The 18,756-nt window shown below is 47.0% G+C and carries 11 protein-coding genes; 9 read left to right on the top strand and 2 right to left on the bottom strand.

Annotation, left to right across the window (positions count from 1 at the left end):
• The first annotated feature begins 618 nt into the window (after window positions 1–618).
• Window positions 619–1,464, top strand: coding sequence for a hypothetical protein (locus NT073_RS00355; RefSeq protein WP_297367002.1), 846 nt, complete (start codon window positions 619–621; stop codon window positions 1,462–1,464).
• Window positions 1,465–1,520: 56 nt separating this feature from the next.
• On the opposite strand, the gene NT073_RS00350 is transcribed toward NT073_RS00355, so the two are convergent.
• Both NT073_RS00350 and NT073_RS00345 read right to left on the bottom strand, forming a co-directional pair.
• A complete protein-coding gene (locus NT073_RS00350; protein ID WP_297366999.1) occupies window positions 1,521–2,543 on the bottom strand; it encodes a hypothetical protein in 1,023 nt (340 codons plus the stop codon).
• 34 nt (window positions 2,544–2,577) lie between these two features.
• Window positions 2,578–3,669: a PDDEXK nuclease domain-containing protein gene (locus NT073_RS00345; RefSeq protein ID WP_297366995.1), complete on the bottom strand. Its 1,092-nt coding sequence runs from the start codon at window positions 3,667–3,669 to the stop codon at window positions 2,578–2,580.
• A gap of 130 nt (window positions 3,670–3,799) precedes the next feature.
• On the opposite strand from NT073_RS00345, the gene NT073_RS00340 reads away from it, so the two are divergent.
• The 8 genes from NT073_RS00340 to NT073_RS00305 all read left to right on the top strand — a co-directional run bounded on the left by NT073_RS00340 (window position 3,800) and on the right by NT073_RS00305 (window position 17,275).
• Window positions 3,800–5,425: a site-specific DNA-methyltransferase gene (locus tag NT073_RS00340; RefSeq protein ID WP_297366992.1), complete on the top strand. Its 1,626-nt coding sequence runs from the start codon at window positions 3,800–3,802 to the stop codon at window positions 5,423–5,425.
• A 23-nt stretch (window positions 5,426–5,448) separates the two neighbouring features.
• Complete coding sequence (locus NT073_RS00335) at window positions 5,449–8,151, top strand: DEAD/DEAH box helicase family protein (RefSeq protein ID WP_297366989.1); 2,703 nt, start codon at window positions 5,449–5,451, stop codon at window positions 8,149–8,151.
• 956 nt (window positions 8,152–9,107) lie between these two features.
• Window positions 9,108–14,165 (top strand): DEAD/DEAH box helicase family protein, encoded by a 5,058-nt coding sequence (locus NT073_RS00330; protein WP_297366985.1) that lies wholly within the window; start codon window positions 9,108–9,110, stop codon window positions 14,163–14,165.
• Between the two features lie 347 nt (window positions 14,166–14,512).
• Complete coding sequence (locus NT073_RS00325) at window positions 14,513–14,791, top strand: hypothetical protein (RefSeq protein ID WP_297366983.1); 279 nt, start codon at window positions 14,513–14,515, stop codon at window positions 14,789–14,791.
• Window positions 14,792–14,826: 35 nt separating this feature from the next.
• The gene (locus NT073_RS00320; protein WP_297366980.1) at window positions 14,827–15,168 is read left to right on the top strand and encodes a hypothetical protein; all 342 of its coding nucleotides are present in this window, start codon (window positions 14,827–14,829) and stop codon (window positions 15,166–15,168) included.
• Window positions 15,169–15,179: 11 nt separating this feature from the next.
• On the top strand, window positions 15,180–15,476 hold the full coding sequence (locus NT073_RS00315; RefSeq protein ID WP_297366978.1) for a hypothetical protein: 297 nt from the start codon (window positions 15,180–15,182) through the stop codon (window positions 15,474–15,476).
• A gap of 59 nt (window positions 15,477–15,535) precedes the next feature.
• Window positions 15,536–15,949, top strand: coding sequence for a hypothetical protein (locus NT073_RS00310; protein ID WP_297366975.1), 414 nt, complete (start codon window positions 15,536–15,538; stop codon window positions 15,947–15,949).
• A gap of 351 nt (window positions 15,950–16,300) precedes the next feature.
• Window positions 16,301–17,275 (top strand): zincin-like metallopeptidase domain-containing protein, encoded by a 975-nt coding sequence (locus tag NT073_RS00305; RefSeq protein WP_297366971.1) that lies wholly within the window; start codon window positions 16,301–16,303, stop codon window positions 17,273–17,275.
• Window positions 17,276–18,756: the final 1,481 nt, after the last annotated feature.

Below are 18,756 nucleotides of genomic sequence, written 5' to 3'. Positions count from 1 at the left end.
TTATTTATCTATATGTCTGATTATTAAGATTTTGCGTTTAGTTGGTTTTGCCAGCTGCACTTGTCGAAATTTAACGAATAATATGCTACACATATTGTTATCAGGTACTAAAAATGGCAAGTATATAATTAATTAGAATCCACATTTAAAGCATCATGACTGTATATCTTTCTTGCTTTAAACCTACTTCTATCTTGCTCAAACCTACTCCCATCTTGCTTAAGAGGTCAATTGTGGATACTTCTGTCTTGCCTGAACCTACTTTCATCTTGCTTAAACCTACTTTCATCTTGCCTAAACCGACCTCTATCTTGCCTAAACCTACTTCTATCTTGCTTTGTGCTAATCAAAATCATCGCAACTAGTTGTCCCATAGAGAGCTAACTATATAAAAAAGGGCCTACAAGTATCAAATAATCAAGTTTTCAATTTCAGAACAATTAAAAAAAAACAAGTTGTAATTGATCAAAAGGGGTATTGAGGTAGAAGGTATGCTCATGAGTTTGGGATCAAATTTTTAAATCAAAAATTGAAAAAGTATTCCCTTAAAATTAGTTTTACTCTCAGGGTAAAATAAAGAATCGTTTACCTTTATACTAAAACGACTGCTCACCCACTATGAAGAAAAAGACAAAATTCACCGATAAAGAGTACCAGTACCTACTCACAGGCTTATCCGAGCAAATTACTAAAGTTCCAAAGCTGAAGCCCAACAGAGATGAATGGGACATAGAGGGTAATTGGCAGGAATGTGGGGACATTCACTTTGTCGACAGTAAATACATGGCCGAGTTCGCCACTTGGCGGGACTTTGGATGCAAAACCGTGAAACTGATCAACTATGGCCGACCAGCTGTACGCATGAGTTTCTTTAGTAAGCATAAATATTGGCTCAAAAAGCCTCATGACCTCACCGAAGAAGAACGCGATGAACATATTAATGACTATCTTAATGGCTTGTCATTATCAATTAACCAGCTACAGAATAAGATAGACCACTTACCGCCACTGGCCCAGGCTGAATCTCGTCGCAAAATATATGATGCCCAACAGGAGATAGAAGCCTGGCAGCAGGTTCAGCAACAATCAGCTCAATATGAGTTGGCCGTTTCAACCTACCAACGGGGTTATGCCTATTTGTACATTAGTTACAAATTCCTGTTACCAACTGGTGAGTATGACAATGCTTCAGAGCATTTGCTTCACCATATCCGTGATCGGGTTGGTAATATTACCCAAAGTAAACAGAACGTTATTTTTGTCAACATGACAGAAATAAATCGGGTACATCCGCAGCAGAATAAAGAGATTGAGAATTATCTGAACCGGTTTTCGCTCAAGAGTACATCAGGGCCTAAATGGCTTTACGCTCGGCCACGGCCCGAGTTAGAAAGCCAGGAAACGTTCGGTTTACTAACGCCAACGAGTGATCAGGCCCAGTTAGATTTGTTTGATGAACCTTGACGAGTTTAGTGTGCTGGCAATACTTACCAGTAACATAAAGGGGGTATAAGTGAACATCAAACCGTTTGCGATCCTGAATTAGTTGCTGGCAGTTTAATTTCACAAGTTAGCTCAGTACCAACTGTCCCTGAATTTTGCCATTCTATGGTTGCTTTTATTGAAACACTTATTGCTGTTATTGAAATCGGTACTAATACTTCGATCGTGTACTCTAGGCCACCAACATCAGTAGGACCTACACCAGCTATAATCTTCCAAATAGCTTTATTGGAGAATTTACGAGCAAATTGGTATTGTTCAACCTGCGAACTCGACTGTTCATTTCCAGAAACTAAGCCTTGAGTTTGTTGCTCCGAATAAGTGGTTTCATTTATTGCTGATCCTTTTACAATACCACTAGCCATTTCACCAGACACAATTCGCTTTTCACCAATTACTTTTTGATGGCTTGATTGACTACTAATTGACTTTTTGAGTCCGATTGTAGAGAATCCAGCTTCTGGAACCATACGTTCTATCGTTATACCAGCAGATGGGGTCGTTATTTCAATGGCTACCGATACGGTTTGTAGTAAATCATCGTTGGTCTCTTCTACCAAAGTTTGTAGCTGTAACCGATACTTATGGTAGCCATCAATGCCAAAACCAACTGGTGTTTCGAGGTAACGGACAGGGTTGATGTGTAGATCTATACTACCAGGTTTTATTCGCTTCCGTAGGTTTTCCTCCAGTGTTTGAAGCTGATTCAGCAAATTTCCTTGAATTTCTAGCAGTGATTCATTTCGCTTTCCCCGGCTCAGGAACCATAGGATGGGGCGTCTGAGCGGTGTATGCCGAATTGCTTCCCAGAAAACAGATATACTGAACAAACCCACTATCGTACTGACATATTCAGTGTCACGGTCTGGATTAATCAAGAATGGACGTAGCAAGCCTAAAATAGTCTGTGGACTGGCCATACTATGTTTACTGTTTTTGACGATCTCTATGAGCTGCTCATAAGCATCTACGGAGTTTCTGGGTTGAAAATGAGAAGGTGCGTTGTTCTCTTCAGCCTGTTCTACATTGGTGTCTTTCACTGATCAATCATTAATCGTTGTCATTACTTGCTCCTTACAATCCCTGACTTTCACGCTCGATGAATGCCTGGAGCTGTTCTTTGTCAGGCAGGTTGGTCAAATATTGCGATACGAAGATGTCGTGGGCCAAACCGCTGGTGGTATACTTGACTAAGGCGTTGTTCTTGCTGGCGCAGAGAATCAGTCCCACCGGCGGGTTGTCGTGAGGGGTTGATTCATTGTCGGCATAGTAGTTCAAATACATATTCATCTGGCCGGCATCGGCATGATCGAACTCGCCGATTTTGAGGTCAATAAGCACGTGGCAACGCAGGATTCGATGGTAAAAGACTAAATCGATCCGATAGTGCCGGTTGTCGAAACTGATTCGTTTCTGACGGGCTTCAAAGCAGAACCCACGCCCAAGCTCCAACAGAAAGTCTTGTAAATGGTCGATGATGGCTCCTTCCAGGTCATTTTCGGAGTACTCGGCTTTCTCCTCGAACTGCAGAAACTCCAACAGGTAGGGATTCCGGATGTAGTCGGATATTCCAGCTGGCTGATCGTCTTTAACGCGCGAGATAACCGCCGATTTATCGGTCGACAGGCCAGTTCGTTCCGCCAGAAGGGTGGTAATGGCTCGATTCAACTCGTGTACTTTCCAGGCATTTCTGAGCGCTTCTACTTCATAAAACCGTCGGCGAAGTGGATCATCGACCTTGAGCAACTCGACAAAGTGGGTGAACGTAAGCCGCTCGAACAGGAGCGCGTAGTTAATGTCAGGTACGTTGGCTGGTGGTACGTATCGGCTTAGTGCCTTTTGTTCAATTTGCTCAAAATCAGGTAATTGAAATTTTGCAGTTAAGAACTGCAAAATGTTTGGGTAGGCCAGATAGAAGTTTTTGAACAGGTACAGGTTACGATCGGAAAAGCCGCGTACCTGCTGTTGCTTCATCGCTTGTGCGATCTTCGGTATTGGGTTCTGCCCGTATGTGGCCCGGTCATCGCCGTGCTGTTCGTATTCGACAATATGAAAACCAATGAGCCAGTTACGAAGGGTCATTAACTGGTCGGCCTGGCGAATGGCTTGCTGACTAAGTCGCTGATGCACATTGGCCAACGTGGTAATCAACTCCGTAAATTGCATAGGTAGGAAAGGGGGATAACGATCATCAATATACAGCCAAACAACCGGCCTACCGACAAGATAACCGAAGAAATAGCGCAAAATAGGCTATTTTTGATGATCTTATAAATAGCTGGTCGTAGCCCTTTTTATGCCGAGTTTACATTGGATTGGTAAAGAAAAAGTTATCAATCACCATCACGACGTACCCTACCGCGTACTTGACAAACAATACACCTTTTCGGCTGAGGAGAAACCGATTAATGAACCGGAAATTTTTGGGAAGGAGAATAAAACGCAGCCAGAGAAGCCAACTAATTTAATCATTCACGGCGACAATCTAGAAGCCCTGAAAGCTTTGCTGCCACAGTATGAAGGGAAAGTAAAGTGCATCTACATTGACCCGCCATACAATACAGGAAACGAAAGCTGGGTTTATAACGACAATGTCAATGACCCGAAGTTAAAAAAGTGGCTTGGCCAAGTAGTGGGAAAGGAAAGCGAAGACCTCAGTCGACATGATAAGTGGCTGTGTATGATGTACCCTCGGCTTGTCTTGCTGTATAGATTATTAGCTAATGATGGTAGCGTCTGGATATCAATCGACGATAATGAGTACTCAAACCTTAAGCTTATCTGTGATGAGATATTCGGTGGCAACAACTTTATTTCGAATATAATTTGGCAGAAGAATTATAGCCCTAAAAATTCCGCAAAGCATTTCTCGGTAGATCATGACTCTATTCTGGTATATGGTAAAAATGGTGAGTTGTGGCGACCGAATTTGATGTCGCGAAATGCAGAACAAATCAGTCGTTACAAAAACCCTGATAATGATAATCGAGGACCTTGGAAGCCTGGAGATCTGTCAGCTCGTAATTTTTACAGTTTAGGTACGTATCCTATCAAAACACCAAGTGGACGAATAATTGAAGGGCCACCAAAAGGTAACTACTGGCGATACTCGGAGGAAAAACTATGGGACTTACACAATGACAATCGGATCTGGTGGGGAAAAGATGGAAACGGAGTTCCAGCAATCAAGCGCTTCTTATCAGAAGTTCAGGGTGGAATAGTGCCACAAACACTCTGGTTTTACAACGATGTTGGACATACGCAGGATGCTAAGAAAGAAGTGAATAAGGTATTGCATGATGTAGAGACGTTTGCAACTCCTAAGCCTTCAAAATTGATTGAACGTATTCTGCAATTAGCAGCAGGTGAAAATGATGTTGTTCTTGACTCTTTCGCTGGCTCCGGTACGACTGCTCATGCAGTTTTAAACCTAAACAAACTAGATGGTGGTAGCCGGAAATTCATCTTGGTGGAAATGGAAGACTATGCGGAAACCATTACCGCAGAGCGGGTACGTCGGGTGATGAACGGGTATGCCGACAAAGAAGGCACCGGGGGGAGTTTTGACTACTACATCCTTGGCGAACGGCTCTTTGATGATAGTGGCAATCTGAATCCAGCGGTGCCTACAAATAAGATCCGGCAGTATATCTGGTTTACAGAAACGAAGGGTATATCCCTACCCCTACCCGATGAGCACCAGCCAGAGCCATATCGGTTGGGTGTGCATGAAGGCACCGCATACTACTTCTGCTACAAGGCCGAGGCCACCACAACCCTCGATTACGACCTGCTGGGTAAGTTCCTGACGCGGGCGGAACAATACATCGTCTACGCCGACTCGTGTCTGTTGCCCGACGAGTACCTGCAGCAAAAGCAGATCATTTTCAAGAAAATTCCACGCGATATTACCCGGCTGTAACTGCCCCGCTCAACCAGTGCTATATGGAGCTTAAATCGTACCAACAGGGCGTGATTAACGACCTGAATTTATTTCTGGAACAATTACAACGCACCAATGGCCGGGTACGTGACTCATTCTATGATTTCTGGCTTGATAAAGGCTACAAGCCATTTCCCGGCACCATAGTCGAACCCTACAAAAACAACGTGCAGTCGCCGGGCGGCTATCCCGTGCCGCACGTCTGTATCAAGGTGCCTACAGCGGGGGGCAAAACTTTTATTGCCTGCAATGCGCTGCGCCCAATTTTCGATAAAATCGAGCCAGGGCGCAAGGGCGAAGTAGCGCAACTAGCCAACGTGGTCGTGTGGCTAGTACCGTCCAATGCGATTCTACAGCAAACCATTCAAAACCTGCGCAATCTGGATCACCCCTATCGGCAAAAGATCAACTCGCATTTTCAACACCGGGTCGAAGTGTTCGACAAGCAAGCCCTGTTGAGTGGTGCCGGGTTTAATGCCACGGCCGTGCAGGGGCAGTTGAGCATCATTGTCATGAGTTTCGACTCATTACGGGCCAAGAATAAGGAAGACCGGAAGCTCTTCCAGGAAAACGGCAGTAACCTGAGTTTTGCCCACGCTGAGGCCACCAACGGCCACGTCTTGGAAGGCATCGACGAAACGGCGGTCATTAACGTCATACGGTCATTGCAACCCGTAGTTGTGGTCGATGAAAGTCACAATGCCGAAAGCGACCTGAGCGTAGAGATGCTGCGAAACCTGAACCCAGCCTTCATTCTTGACCTGACGGCCACCCCCCGCAAGAATAGCAACATTATCAGCTTTGTCGACGCCCTGGAGCTGAAGAAGGAAAACATGGTGAAGCTGCCGGTGATTGTGTACAACCAGAAGCGCGAGCGCACCGAGGTAATCAACTCGGCGCTCAGTCTGCAACGCCGGCTCGAACTATTGGCTACCGAAGAGCGCAAACAGGGCGGTCGATACATCCGGCCTATTGTCTTGTTTCAGGCCCAGCCAAAGACAGCGGAGGATAACCATACGTTTGAGAAGATCAAAGAAACGCTGATCAAAGCGGGTATACCCAGTGAACAGATCAAAATCAAAACGGCCAGCACCGACGAGCTGAAGGGTATCAACCTGATGGCATCGGACTGCCAGGTCCGATATATCATCACCGTGAATGCTCTGAAAGAGGGCTGGGACTGCCCATTTGCCTACATCTTGGCTTCGCTGGCCGACCGCTCCTCGGCGGTCGACGTGGAGCAGATTCTAGGGCGGGTGCTGCGGCAACCCCATGTCATGAAGCATAAATCACCGCTGCTGAATCTAAGCTTCGTACTAACGGCTTCGTCTAAGTTTCGAGAAACCCTGCAACACATTGTTAATGGCTTGAACAAGGCCGGTTTTAGCGCCCGCGATTACCGGGTTATCGACGAGAATACAGAACCGGAGAAAGCAAAGCCAACCGGCGATCCACTCGAACTGCTGCTGACTTTTCCGGGAACTACACCAGCAGGAACTGGTACGACCGTACCGACGGAGTCCCCTACCCCAACTGCCGATGATCTTGACCCGGCCAACATTCAATATGTACAGGGCTCGGAGGGCGATACGCCTACAACTGCCGATGTGGTTATTGACGACATTGTTAAAAAGGCACAGGACGAAGCCGACGAATTTGAAAAACGAGTGAAACAAATGGAAGGTGAAACCTCTCCCTTACCGGTTGCCCTGGCTGATCTGGTCGACAAGTACAAAATCAAAGATCAGTTTCAGGCGCTGGCCGCCACCATAAAGCTGCCGCAGTTTTATCAACGGGTAGCTACGGGTCTGTTTGGTGATGAGGAAGTATTGCTGAAGAAAGAAGCCTTGCTAGCCGATTTTAACCTGAGAAAAGCAGACCGCAACATCGACTTTGGCAGCGTCGATTCGGAACTGTATAAAGTTGATCTGGAAGAAGGTAACAAGAATGAGTATACACCCCGCTTCAGTCATATCGATGGATCGATCAAGGATGCGCTGCTGGCCAACATTCTGCCGAATCAAACCCGCGACGGTCAAATCAAGTCGATGACAAGTCAGATGATGCGTCGGCTGGGCAATTTCAAGCCCATTTCTGATAAGGACGTAGAGTGGTACGTGCGTCAGGTACTGGAAGACTTAACGGAGGAACAATTTCAGGATCTGATAGCTCAGGAATACAGCTACACCCAGCGAATTAAAGCCAAGATTGATGCCTTAACAACTACTTACGCCGAGAAGACATTCGGACTCTGGCTGGACCGCGATAAACTGTTTCTACGGCCTTCTTTCCCGTTCCCGTCTACTATTTCACCAACTGAGACGGGTAAGGACCTCATCAAGTCACTTTATGTTCGAGAGGGGAAAATCAATTCGTTCGAGGAGAAAGTGATCGATGCCATCGCTAATCTGGAGAGCGTTGCCTTCTGGACCCGGAATCTGGAACGTGGTCGAGGCTTCTCGATAAACGGCTTCATCAACCATTATCCTGATTTTATTATCGTTACCAAGCGAGGTAAGATCATTGTAGTCGAAACCAAAGGCGATCACTTGGATAATACGGACACGGCCGAGAAGATCCGCCTAGGTAACCTATGGCGAAGCAAAGCAGGCAATGACTACCGGTACTTCATGGTTTTCGAAACGAAGGAGGTTGCAGGTGCTAACACCCTGGCCGATGTGGCAAATACAATCCGGGAGTTGTAGGTCCTACTGCATGCCTATGATCAAAATAGCCTGATACATTAAGCAAGATAAAAGTCGGTTTCTACAGATTTACAGGCTAAAAATGGGTTTTAACGAATTGGGCAGTTGATAACTGCCCAATTCGTTATCGGTAATGATAATGTCAAAATCATGGGCTATCAACCATACAGACCATACAATTCAGCGATTTATGATGCAGTTTGTATTAGCTCGTTGCAAATCAGCCACACTAGTTAAGCACAAAATCAGCGGGCAGTAGGCTGAAAATTTAAATTTAGCAAGATTCCTGGCAGTCTCCAACGGCGAAAACCTACTTCTATCTTGCTTTAAGGAAGACGCTGGTTTCGATATTAACTTCACATACAACATCCTGTGAATCAACTACTGCACGAGCCTAGCCAAATAATGATTGTACCTGGGAGGGAGTTCTAGCCATCAAATAGACAGGCAAAACTACGGAGGCTGACAATCATCAATTATTAGTGATGCTTTATCCAAATCTAAAAGCAAGATAAAAGTAGGTTTTCGCCCAATTCATTGTTCCAGTTGAAGTTAAGACTACCCGATGGGTATTTTTTCGTATAGATTACCCCAGTGTAAACCGTGATGTACTACTTTACCAACACAATGATTAAGCCCTAGAGTGGCGCTCTATTAAAGATGTAGCATACAAATCAGCTTGCTGGGTTAGTTAATGACCAAATCCAGCTCTGTAATGTGGCTTTAAAGAAAGGTGTTTTGTTTCATGAATAGGTAGGGAGTCCTAAAGTACTTAATCTACTTTTTAGGAAAACCGACGTTTGTAATGCTTTAATGCACGTTGACGAATCGGATAACGAAAGGGGGCGAAGGCTCCGACTATATCTTCCTGAAACCTTGCCATACCGCCTGACAAGCGGTATTTTTATAGTGTTACTTCTGCGCGGCACCGACGTGTTACTTCGGGCAAAACCAGGATGCGTCAACGCCGACATATCCCCGCTGACCTGCATACGGTCAGCCCGCCCAACTGTATCCAGCTTAGTCTGTTCGGGCTTGTCTCATCTGCCAATGTGCTGACTTTATCGCAGACCGGGGACGACTTAATACAGCGTCTACCGGGCGATCCTTTGAGCGACAAACCCAATGTCATTTTACCATTTTCGAGTGTAGAGTCGGGGTTAAACAGCCGAAATTACCAACTGTCCGCTGATACGTTCCACACCCGGACGGTAAGCGAACGTATAAAGGCTAACGTTAAAGCCATCCAGTTAGCCAGGCACCTTGCCAAAGAGAGCCGGGAAACTACTGCCAACGAGAAAGATGTATTGGTGCAGTTTTCGGGCTGGGGTGGTTTGGCTTCTGCGTTCGAGGAAGGTAGCCGCTACTTGTCGGTTATTGACGAAGTGCTGACGATGGGGGAACGGCAAGCCGCAGCCGCTTCATGCTTAACGGCTTTTTATACGCCCCCTACCCTTATTACCGCTCTTTGGCAAGCCGTTGACCAATTCGGATTTTCAGGTTGCCGCATTTTGGAGCCAGGCGCAGGTATTGGGCATTTTTTGGGATTTTCGCCCCCTTCGGTAAACGACCGCGCCGAATGGGTTGCCGTGGAGAAAGACCCGATTGCTGGGCTAATTCTGCAACTACTGTATCCAGATGCTACCGTCGAGATTGGCGGGTTTGAGCAAGCTAATCTAACTAACGGCTCGTTTGACCTTGTTATTGGTAACGTACCTTTTGGAGCCTACAGCGTCTATGACCGGCAAAACTCCGATATATCTGCCTACCCAATTCATAACTATTTCATTGGCAAATCGGCGCGATTAGTGAAGCCGGGTGGTTTGTTGGCACTTATTACCTCGTCGGGCACGCTCGATCAGGGCGGGGCTGAGTTCCGGCAATGGTTAACCCGTCAGGCTGAAACAGAATTAGTTGGAGCTATCCGTTTACCATCTTGCGCGTTCGAGAGCCATAGCGGTACGAGCGTAACGACTGACGTACTATTTCTGCAACGGCGGGACGGAGTAAACCGTCAGTTTGCCAGTCATTCATTTGAACGTACCATAAGTATTCGGAGCCGTACCGTAGTGGCGGAAGGAGAGGAAACGACCAGTAATTTGTCTGTAAACGAATACTTCGCCGGGCGGCCAGATTTGATGCTGGGTGAAATGGTTTGGGCCGATGAAGTGGGCAAGGGTGGACTTTACAGAGCAGACCGGCCAACCCTTTACTTGGAACAACCATCTGAGTTGGTGGAACGGTTAGCGTGTGCAATCAACCAATTACCGAGGGGTTTTTTGTCGGCGAATCAGAACGGACAACCAACGGAGAAACCAGCCGAAAATCAACTAGCTGATCTATTTTCAGGTGTTGTACGTATAAAAGGCCGGTCGTACAGTCAGGCAACTATTATCCGGCAATACATTCGGCTCCGCGATACGTTGACGGGCTTGTTAGAGGCCGAACGGGAAGGAAAAGACGATTGGGAGATTGCCGTGTTGCGTACCCACCTCAACACACTATACGATGAGTTTGCCGCCTTCTTTGGTCCGTTAACGGGCAACCGTCATCTGTCATTTTTAGAAACGTTTGATGGTCAATTCAGCCGTGTTCAGGCGTTAGAAGTTCCTGAAAAAGTTAACGGGAAACAGGTTCTACAAAAAGCGACCATTTTCCGGGAGCGGGTAAACGTAGCCCTCTCCTATCCTACTTCGGCTGCGTCAATAACCGATGCGGTGAATCTATCAATGTGGTTTTATGGAAGCTTGACATTACCGGCCATTACCGGTTGGCTTGGGTTGTCAGTTGCTGATGTCACTGAACAGTTGTTAGCCGCCGGTTTGGGATTCATTGACTCTGTAACGGGCAGTCTGATTGACCGGGATGCTTACTTATCCGGTAACATTCGGCAGAAATTAGCCCTAGCCGAAGAGAAAGCCCGTCACGAGCCGATTTATCAGGCCAATGTGTACGCTTTGGAACAGATCGTTCCTCCGACGATTCCGGCCGCGTTAATATCATTTGGTTTAGGGTCGGTGTGGTTGCCGGATGAATTAGTAACCCGATTTATTCAGGAGACCTTACAACTGCCAGCAGTAACGGCTATTTACAACAACCGTAGCCGACAGTACGAGATAGAAACGCCAACCTATTTTTATTCATCGTTGAACCAGTCGTTGGGTACGTCAAACCGAACGGCCCTACAATTGATTGAGTCTGCCTTAAATAGCCGGAGTGTAGTAATTACCAAAACCATTACCCAGGATGGTAAAGAACGTTCCGTTCGCGACGTAGAAGCAACGAGCCAGGCGATTGCCGCGCAGGAACGTTTGAATGAACTGTTCGTTGATTTTGCCCGACAGCATTATGAACCTGTCATTGAAGAGACGTTTAACCGCTTGTATAACACGCATGTTCCCCGGCGTTTTGCCCGGCCATCGTTCAGCCAGTACCCAAAAGCTAACCCCGCCATTTCATTACGTGACCACCAGTTTCGGGCAGTTGAGCGCATCAAGATTCAGGATACGATGTTGGCCCATGCCGTAGGTAGCGGAAAAACCTACACGATGATTACCGGGGCGATGGAGTTGAAACGGCTAGGTATTGCCCGCAAACCTCTGTTAGTCGTGCAGAACTCAACGGTTGACGATGTGGCCCGCAGTTGGCGGCTGTTATACCCGTCGGCGGTTGTGTATGTGCCACAACGGAGCGATTTGGAGGCATCGGGACGCAAACGGTTCCTGCAACGAATTGCGACCAACCACTTCGACGGGATTATTATTCCGCAAAGTTTCCTCAAGCTGATTCCCGACGATCCGGCCAGCGAACAGGCTTTTTTGCAGGAGGAAATAAACCGGGTAGAAGCCGCCGTTGCCGCAGCGTCCCGGCAGACCGAACGCGGCCCGAACAAGAGTAAGAAGTCATTAGTAAAGCGGCTGAATGAATTGCGGTTGCGGTTAGAAGCCCGGAGACTGCGGCAAGCCGACCGAAAAAAAGATAACATCCTGTCGTTTGATGAATTGGGCATCGACGCGCTGTTTCTGGATGAATGCCACAAATACAAGCGGTTAGGCTTTTTTACGTCCCGGCGCGGCATCAAAGGCATTGACCCGGCAGGATCGGAGGATGCATTGAGCGCGATGTTTAAATGCCGCTTGGTGCAGGCCCGGCAAGGGCGGGTTGTACTGGCTACAGGAACACCAATCAGCAACACAATGGCCGAGGCATGGACAATGTTACGTTTTATCGCCCCTGACCGCTTGGATGAAGCACGGATTGCCACGTTTGACCAATTCGCCGGAGCATTCGGACAGCTAATTGCCTCATTCGAGTTAACGACTACCGGCCAGTTTAAAGCTGTTTCAAGGTTTGCCCGGTTTGTCAATGTCCGTCAGTTGTCAGAGTTATACCGTGCTCATGTTGATGTGGTGCTAAATGATGATGTAGTCGAGTTTCAGAGGGACCAAACCTTGCCGACGCTGAAAGACGGTGGATTTACGAAAATAGTACTACAACAGACCGAAAGCGTACAGGCTGAGTTAGACGCGATTCGTGAACGGCTACGGTGGTTTGATGGATTAACAGGCAGTGAGAAGCGGGAGAGCAGCCATTTGCCGTTGGTACTCTTTGGGCAGGCCCGAAAAGCTACGTTAGACATTCGCTTGTTGAACGCCAGCAACGAAGACGAGCCAGGCTCAAAGCTAAACCGAGCCGCAGCGGAGATTCTAAGGCTGTATCAGCTCTCTGATTCATATAAGGGTACTCAGTTGGTTTTTGCCGACGTATACCAGTCACCGGCAAACTTATTTGCTGATGAAGACGAGCGACTATGTGTTGGGGCTCGGTTTAATCTCTTCGACGACCTGAAAATGAAACTCGTTTCCGAAGGTATTCCGGCCTGTGAGGTGGCCGTTTGCCCTGCCGAAGCAGATAAACGAGAAGCTGTTTTTGCCAAAGTCCGAATGGGCGACGTTCGGGTAATGCTGGGTACGTCCGAGCGAATGGGCGTTGGGGTTAACGTGCAAGAACGGCTAGTTGGCTTGCATCACCTGGACGCGCCGAACCGCCCGACCGATTTTGAGCAACGCAATGGGCGTATCATCCGTCAGGGGAACGCACATGCCGCCTGGAATATGCCAATTGAAATTCTTACCTACGGCGTTGATAAAACACTCGATGCGACTGCCTACGGACGATTGGCGATCAAACAAAAGTTCATTAACCAAGTGCTAAAAGGGCATCTGACCGACGATGCCGAACGCGGCCCGGGTATGAATGACATTTCGGCTGATGATGATTTTGCTGCTATGTCGTTCGATCAGATGATGGCAACCCTTTCGGGCAGTCAGTATGCCTTAGCCTATGCCGCTAAACAACTTGATTTGTCTCGATTGCTGACTGCTCGTAAGAACTGGCAACGGGACGTTTTGGATGCTCAGATGCAGGTAGAACGCGCCCGGCGTACGTTGTCGGTGCAGGTGCCTCTACTGCCAACGCTCCAGGCAGAGAGCGCCATACTAAAGACTCGGTTTATTACTGACGGAGAAGAGTACAGAGTAAATGAGGTGATAATTGAGAGCGAAACCCATACCGAAAAGTTTGGTGGACCAGTGCAACAGATGCTGGACAAAATGCGCGGCCAGCTAAAACGTCGGTTGACACCGCAGGCAATCGTTACGGTAAACAGGCTACCTCTGACATTGACCGGCGAGATTCGGCAAGACCCCGTTTCATTTCGGAACGAGTACGTATTTACCTATCAATGGGGAAGCAGTTTGCAGGGCGAAGTAATGAGTGGTCCCGGTTTGTTTCAGTCCTTACGCCAGTCGGTGGCCCATGCTGCCCACTTGCCCGCGCAATGTCAGCAACGAATTGAACGAGCCCGCGCCGACGAAGCAGCTTTTCTGCAAAAGGTTAATGAACCGTTTCGCCACAGCGAAAAATTAGCTCAGTTGGAAACGGAGATTGCCGAGTTACAAGAAGCCATGTTGGCCGAATCAGAGCCAGAAGTCGAAGCGGTATTGGCAGAGTAAGAAAAGAAACACAGTAGGCCGGGGAACACCCGGCATACAAATAAAATTTGCCTTACACGGTTCGTACCACTGCCCTCCCTTCTATTGTCGGTTAGTGAACCATGCGAACTAATTAGTAGCAGGACATCGCCTATGGCGAAAACCTGCTGGCACGCACACTTCCACCTGCCACGATAAAAACACGGCTAAAGCAACCAAAAAACACTGCAAAAGTACTTGACGAAAGGGATCAGGGTTTTAGTGTAAAATACTATAATTCAGTTAAATAGCTTGTAGGGGTGGCGCTGTTTTCGTATCTTTATAGTGTTCCCATTGCGCGGCACCGACGTGTTACATCGGGCTAATCCATGATGTATTCAGTAGCGACATGCCCGATAAGGCGGGGTATTGACAACCGCCTGAATCGCGACCTGATTGCCCAGGCGCGGGAGCAGGGATTTGTGTTCTCTGACCCTTTTGCTGATGCTGATATGTGGCGGGGACTAGAAGCCGCCGACATAGAAAACCCGGCTCACCAATGTGACCCAGACGAAGCGGATTGGCTATTCGGTAAAGCCATCGAAGCCACCTTGTTTTTCCTTTATCAACAAACCCGTCGAGTTGGCGGCCAATACTCTCAGCTATGAACGGCAACTATTCTATTTGCCAACCGAGACAGGCAATGAAACCATGTGTCCAGGCAATTTATAATCAAATTGGTCAGGTTGCTTTCGCTCGAATGAAGGCAACAACGTTGAAGCCAGATAACCGGAAGAATGCGTTGCAATGGAAATTGAAAGGCACCCTATTTACATCGATTCGGGTGGAAGGTCAGCAGAACGGAGTAGGCTATCAGGTTAGCTTTTTCATTATCAACCATCAGCAGTTTACCGAAATAGTCATTGAGCATATACAGGCGCAGGAACTGATTTCTACGATTGAGCGAATAACGGGTTTAGTACTATCGTACACCCCCACCGATTTGGTGAATGATGTTGATGAGAACTTCACACCTAAAATGTAACTCTCAAGCCCATGGAAGCAGCACAAGCAAATTTATGGAATCGACTAACTGCAGACCCTACTTACGTGGCCTTTCACATGGCCCGAATAGCCCCAGTTTTCGCCATTACCCCGGCTGACCTGATATGCCTTGTAGCAGGGAATGAAAAGCTGATTCGTTTGGCCGCTTATCGGGTTGATGCGCAGATCGGACAAGCATGGATTGAGCAGGTTAGTCAGTATACGGGTATAGACAGTGAAACAATCGATCTATACCTGGTCCCCATGATTCAGGGCTATTTTGATACAGTTACCATGAATGATCACTAAAACCATTTAACGCCTATCTACGGACCGGTCTTCCCTTTTGGAGTTAGGCAACCAAAATAATGGTCAACACACAAAACTCCCAGGGGGCAGCCTACTCCGCTCCTACCCCACTCGCCAGAACGCTGGAAGAATTCAGGATTCGGGTTGCAGGTATGAACAAAGACAACCAACTGACCGTGGCAGGTAAAGACCTGGTCAAGGGGTATGAGTGGAAATTTGCTGGTGAAGAGTACTGGCAGGCGTGGCGCTATTTGTTCAACCGTGCCGGGCAACTTGGTTTAACTTACTGCAAACATTTTAAGCGGTTCTATAAACCACTACCCCCAAAACCAGCCATTGGTGACCGAGTGCGGTTAACTAGTACTGGTTCCACCGGCATCGTGACCGGCTATAGTCGTTTCAATGTTATAGTCAATATCGACCAAGAACAACGCGAAGCAGAAGTTAGCGTCGAGTATCTCGAAAAGATATAGGTAGCGAAAAACGCCTGAGCCAGATAGCATCTGACTCAGGCGTTTTAACTTTCTGCGGGCAGCACACGCGTTTCACGGGTCATACCACTCCTTGCGAGCTGCGGAGCCGTATGACCTAATTCTACATCCCGGATAGCCACTGAAGAGTGGCCCTCCGTTCACGATGCACGCTAACACTAAAGCACATACACCTTTTGCCACTGGAGATACAAAGCTTAAAGACGAAAGGGGGCGAAGGCTTTCGCATAAACTTCTGTATGTCAGTTATATATGTTGTAGGGAGGCCAAAAGTGCCGTATCTTTATAGTGTTCTAATTGCGCTGCACCGACGTGTTACATCGGGCGACTATAATGCAAAATGCAAAGGCTTCCGCACAGCGAGGCAATAAGACCGGGGTCGCGTCCGACCTATACGCCCGTGTTACTGACCTCATCGTTTCTGAACTTGAAAAAGGCTTTATCCCCTGGCGTAAACGGTGGGGCATCCTGCAAGATGGCCGGGTCGAAGTTGCTCAAAATTACATCAGCAAACGTCCATATACAGGGATAAACAGCGTACTGCTAGGGTGCGCAACGTATGAACGCCCGTACTTTCTGACGTTTAAGCAAGCTGCTGAATTGGGTGGTACAATCCGTAAAGGTGCGCCGGGTAATCTGGTTGTTTTCTGGAGCGTTCTGGAGAAAGAAAAGGAGGTAACGAATAACAAAGGCGAGACCAAAACCAAAAAGGTGGGCGTCCCGCTCCTTAAGCATTATTTCGTTTTTAACGTGGCCGACGTAGAAGGGGTAACAATTGATTTGCCAGAGTTGAAAATACCCGATGCCCTTGACGAAGTGTATAGCTACAATGCCTGTGATGCCTTATATGCAGGTTATTCAAATGCACCCGAAATCGTGCATGTCGATCCATCCCGTGCCTATTACAGCCCGTTTTTAGATGTCGTCAATATGCCCCGTCCTACAGCTTTCGATTGCCTTGAGGCCTATTACTGCGTATTATTTCATGAACTGATTCACTCAACTGGCCACCGCGATCGCCTGAACCGGGAGGAGTTAGTTCATTCGGATGGTTTCGGAGGGGAGCGTTACGCGAAAGAGGAATTGACGGCTGAAATTGGAGCCTGTTATTTAGCCAGCAGTTGCGGCCTTGACCTGACGGACCACCGGCTTTTGACTAATGCAGCTGCGTACCTGCAAAATTGGTTGTCAGCTTTAAAAGGTGACAAAACGCTTATTTTCCGGGCATCGGGGCAAGCTCAAAAAGCTGTCAATTATGTGATAAATAATGTAACTGAAGAAGTTGAGCAGGAGGTTGTATCGGCCTAACACGAATGTGGCCGGGCGAAAGCCCGGCCATATAATTTCATAAATTAATTGGTACCTCACAGATAAATAATTACGTTAAGATAGGCAAACAAAACACAATCTGAGGCATCTATATGCGGTTTTTCACCCAACGAAAAATAGTTAAACCGTAATTTGTTACTGCTGAAAAGAAGGTATTATGCTGAGCACAGCAGCTATGAAGAATTGAACAGTCATCTCTCAAATAGAGCATATAACTACCACCTAATTTATTTTTTACCAAAAACTGTTAACATTATAGATAGCAACTGGTGTTTTTAAATAATTTTACGAACCTTAAGCGTACTTAAAAACGGTAAAAATGGGTCATAACGTCTCTTTATCTCCAACCTCCTCTTGGCTCACGGCTGATAGTCAGCTGGAAATTATACACTGTCCACGCTGTAAAGAACAAATCTCCATCGAGCGGGTGTCAAGAGGAGCGGTGGTTCGTTCGGTGCTGTTTTTTCTGCCTCTTCGCGCGTACAAATGTCAGCGATGCCGCCGTAAATTCTATCGGCTTAAACGCACTAAATAATTGTGGTGAACAGCCGTTAGAGGCTCGTCATCCAATGGGGTAGAAGCTGGTCGGTTTGTCATTAACCTGACCGTACTGACAGTACTTCGTACGGCTTTAATCTATTTACCTACTACCAACCTACTGCTAATCTTTCTTACTTCCTTTACAAAAAATTTGGGCTGGCCGTTTTTCCTAATCACCCTCTGCAGTATGTCGCTCAGCGTTCAGGCGTCCTGCAGATGAACTCATAACCCAGAAGGATCCGATGACACAAACCCATTACCATATCGTCTACCGTCAAGATAGCCAATATAGGACCCTTCCGATTGAGGATGAGTACGAGGTCCATGACCGAATTTATAATCTATCGACAAAGCCGAGGAGGGACGTGTTAGGCGTGTACGATACGCGGGACCATCAGTTTTACTGGCATATTGAGGAGCCCTGTCGAGAGGAGCATAGAGATAAAGTGGTGATGATTTGCCAGGCATTTGAATCGTTCTAATGGCCGGCTGCTTCCTACAACAGTTTAGCAACCCCCGCCCGGACGTTCACTGGACGTATGCAACTAATTGTATTAGATAGATCGTAAAAAGTAAGTGTCTCGTAAAAACGCTCATATCTTTATGCTGCACCACTTAAAAGTGCATAGAAGCCGAAGGCTCAGTGCGAGGACATGGAATCTATTTTACCCCTTTCTTCTAAGACAGTTGGACATACGATGTGCTTTTTGCCTTTCTTACTAAATTCTCAGACTGCTTTACAGGATGGTAGTTATACAACGTAGCTTACTAAAGTACAACGTAGTCTTATGAAACTACGTGAACATTATTGTACTATTTTACTATGACTTCGTTAGCCATCTGTCGTCTTAAAATAAGTTAACCGACCGACTTGTATCATGAAATCCTTAACTACCGAATGCGTCTTCTTAGTTGATGAC

The organism is Spirosoma sp., from assembly GCF_026391055.1.
Lineage (GTDB): Bacteria > Bacteroidota > Bacteroidia > Cytophagales > Spirosomataceae > Spirosoma.
This window is presented reverse-complemented; position numbering and strand designations above follow the sequence as displayed.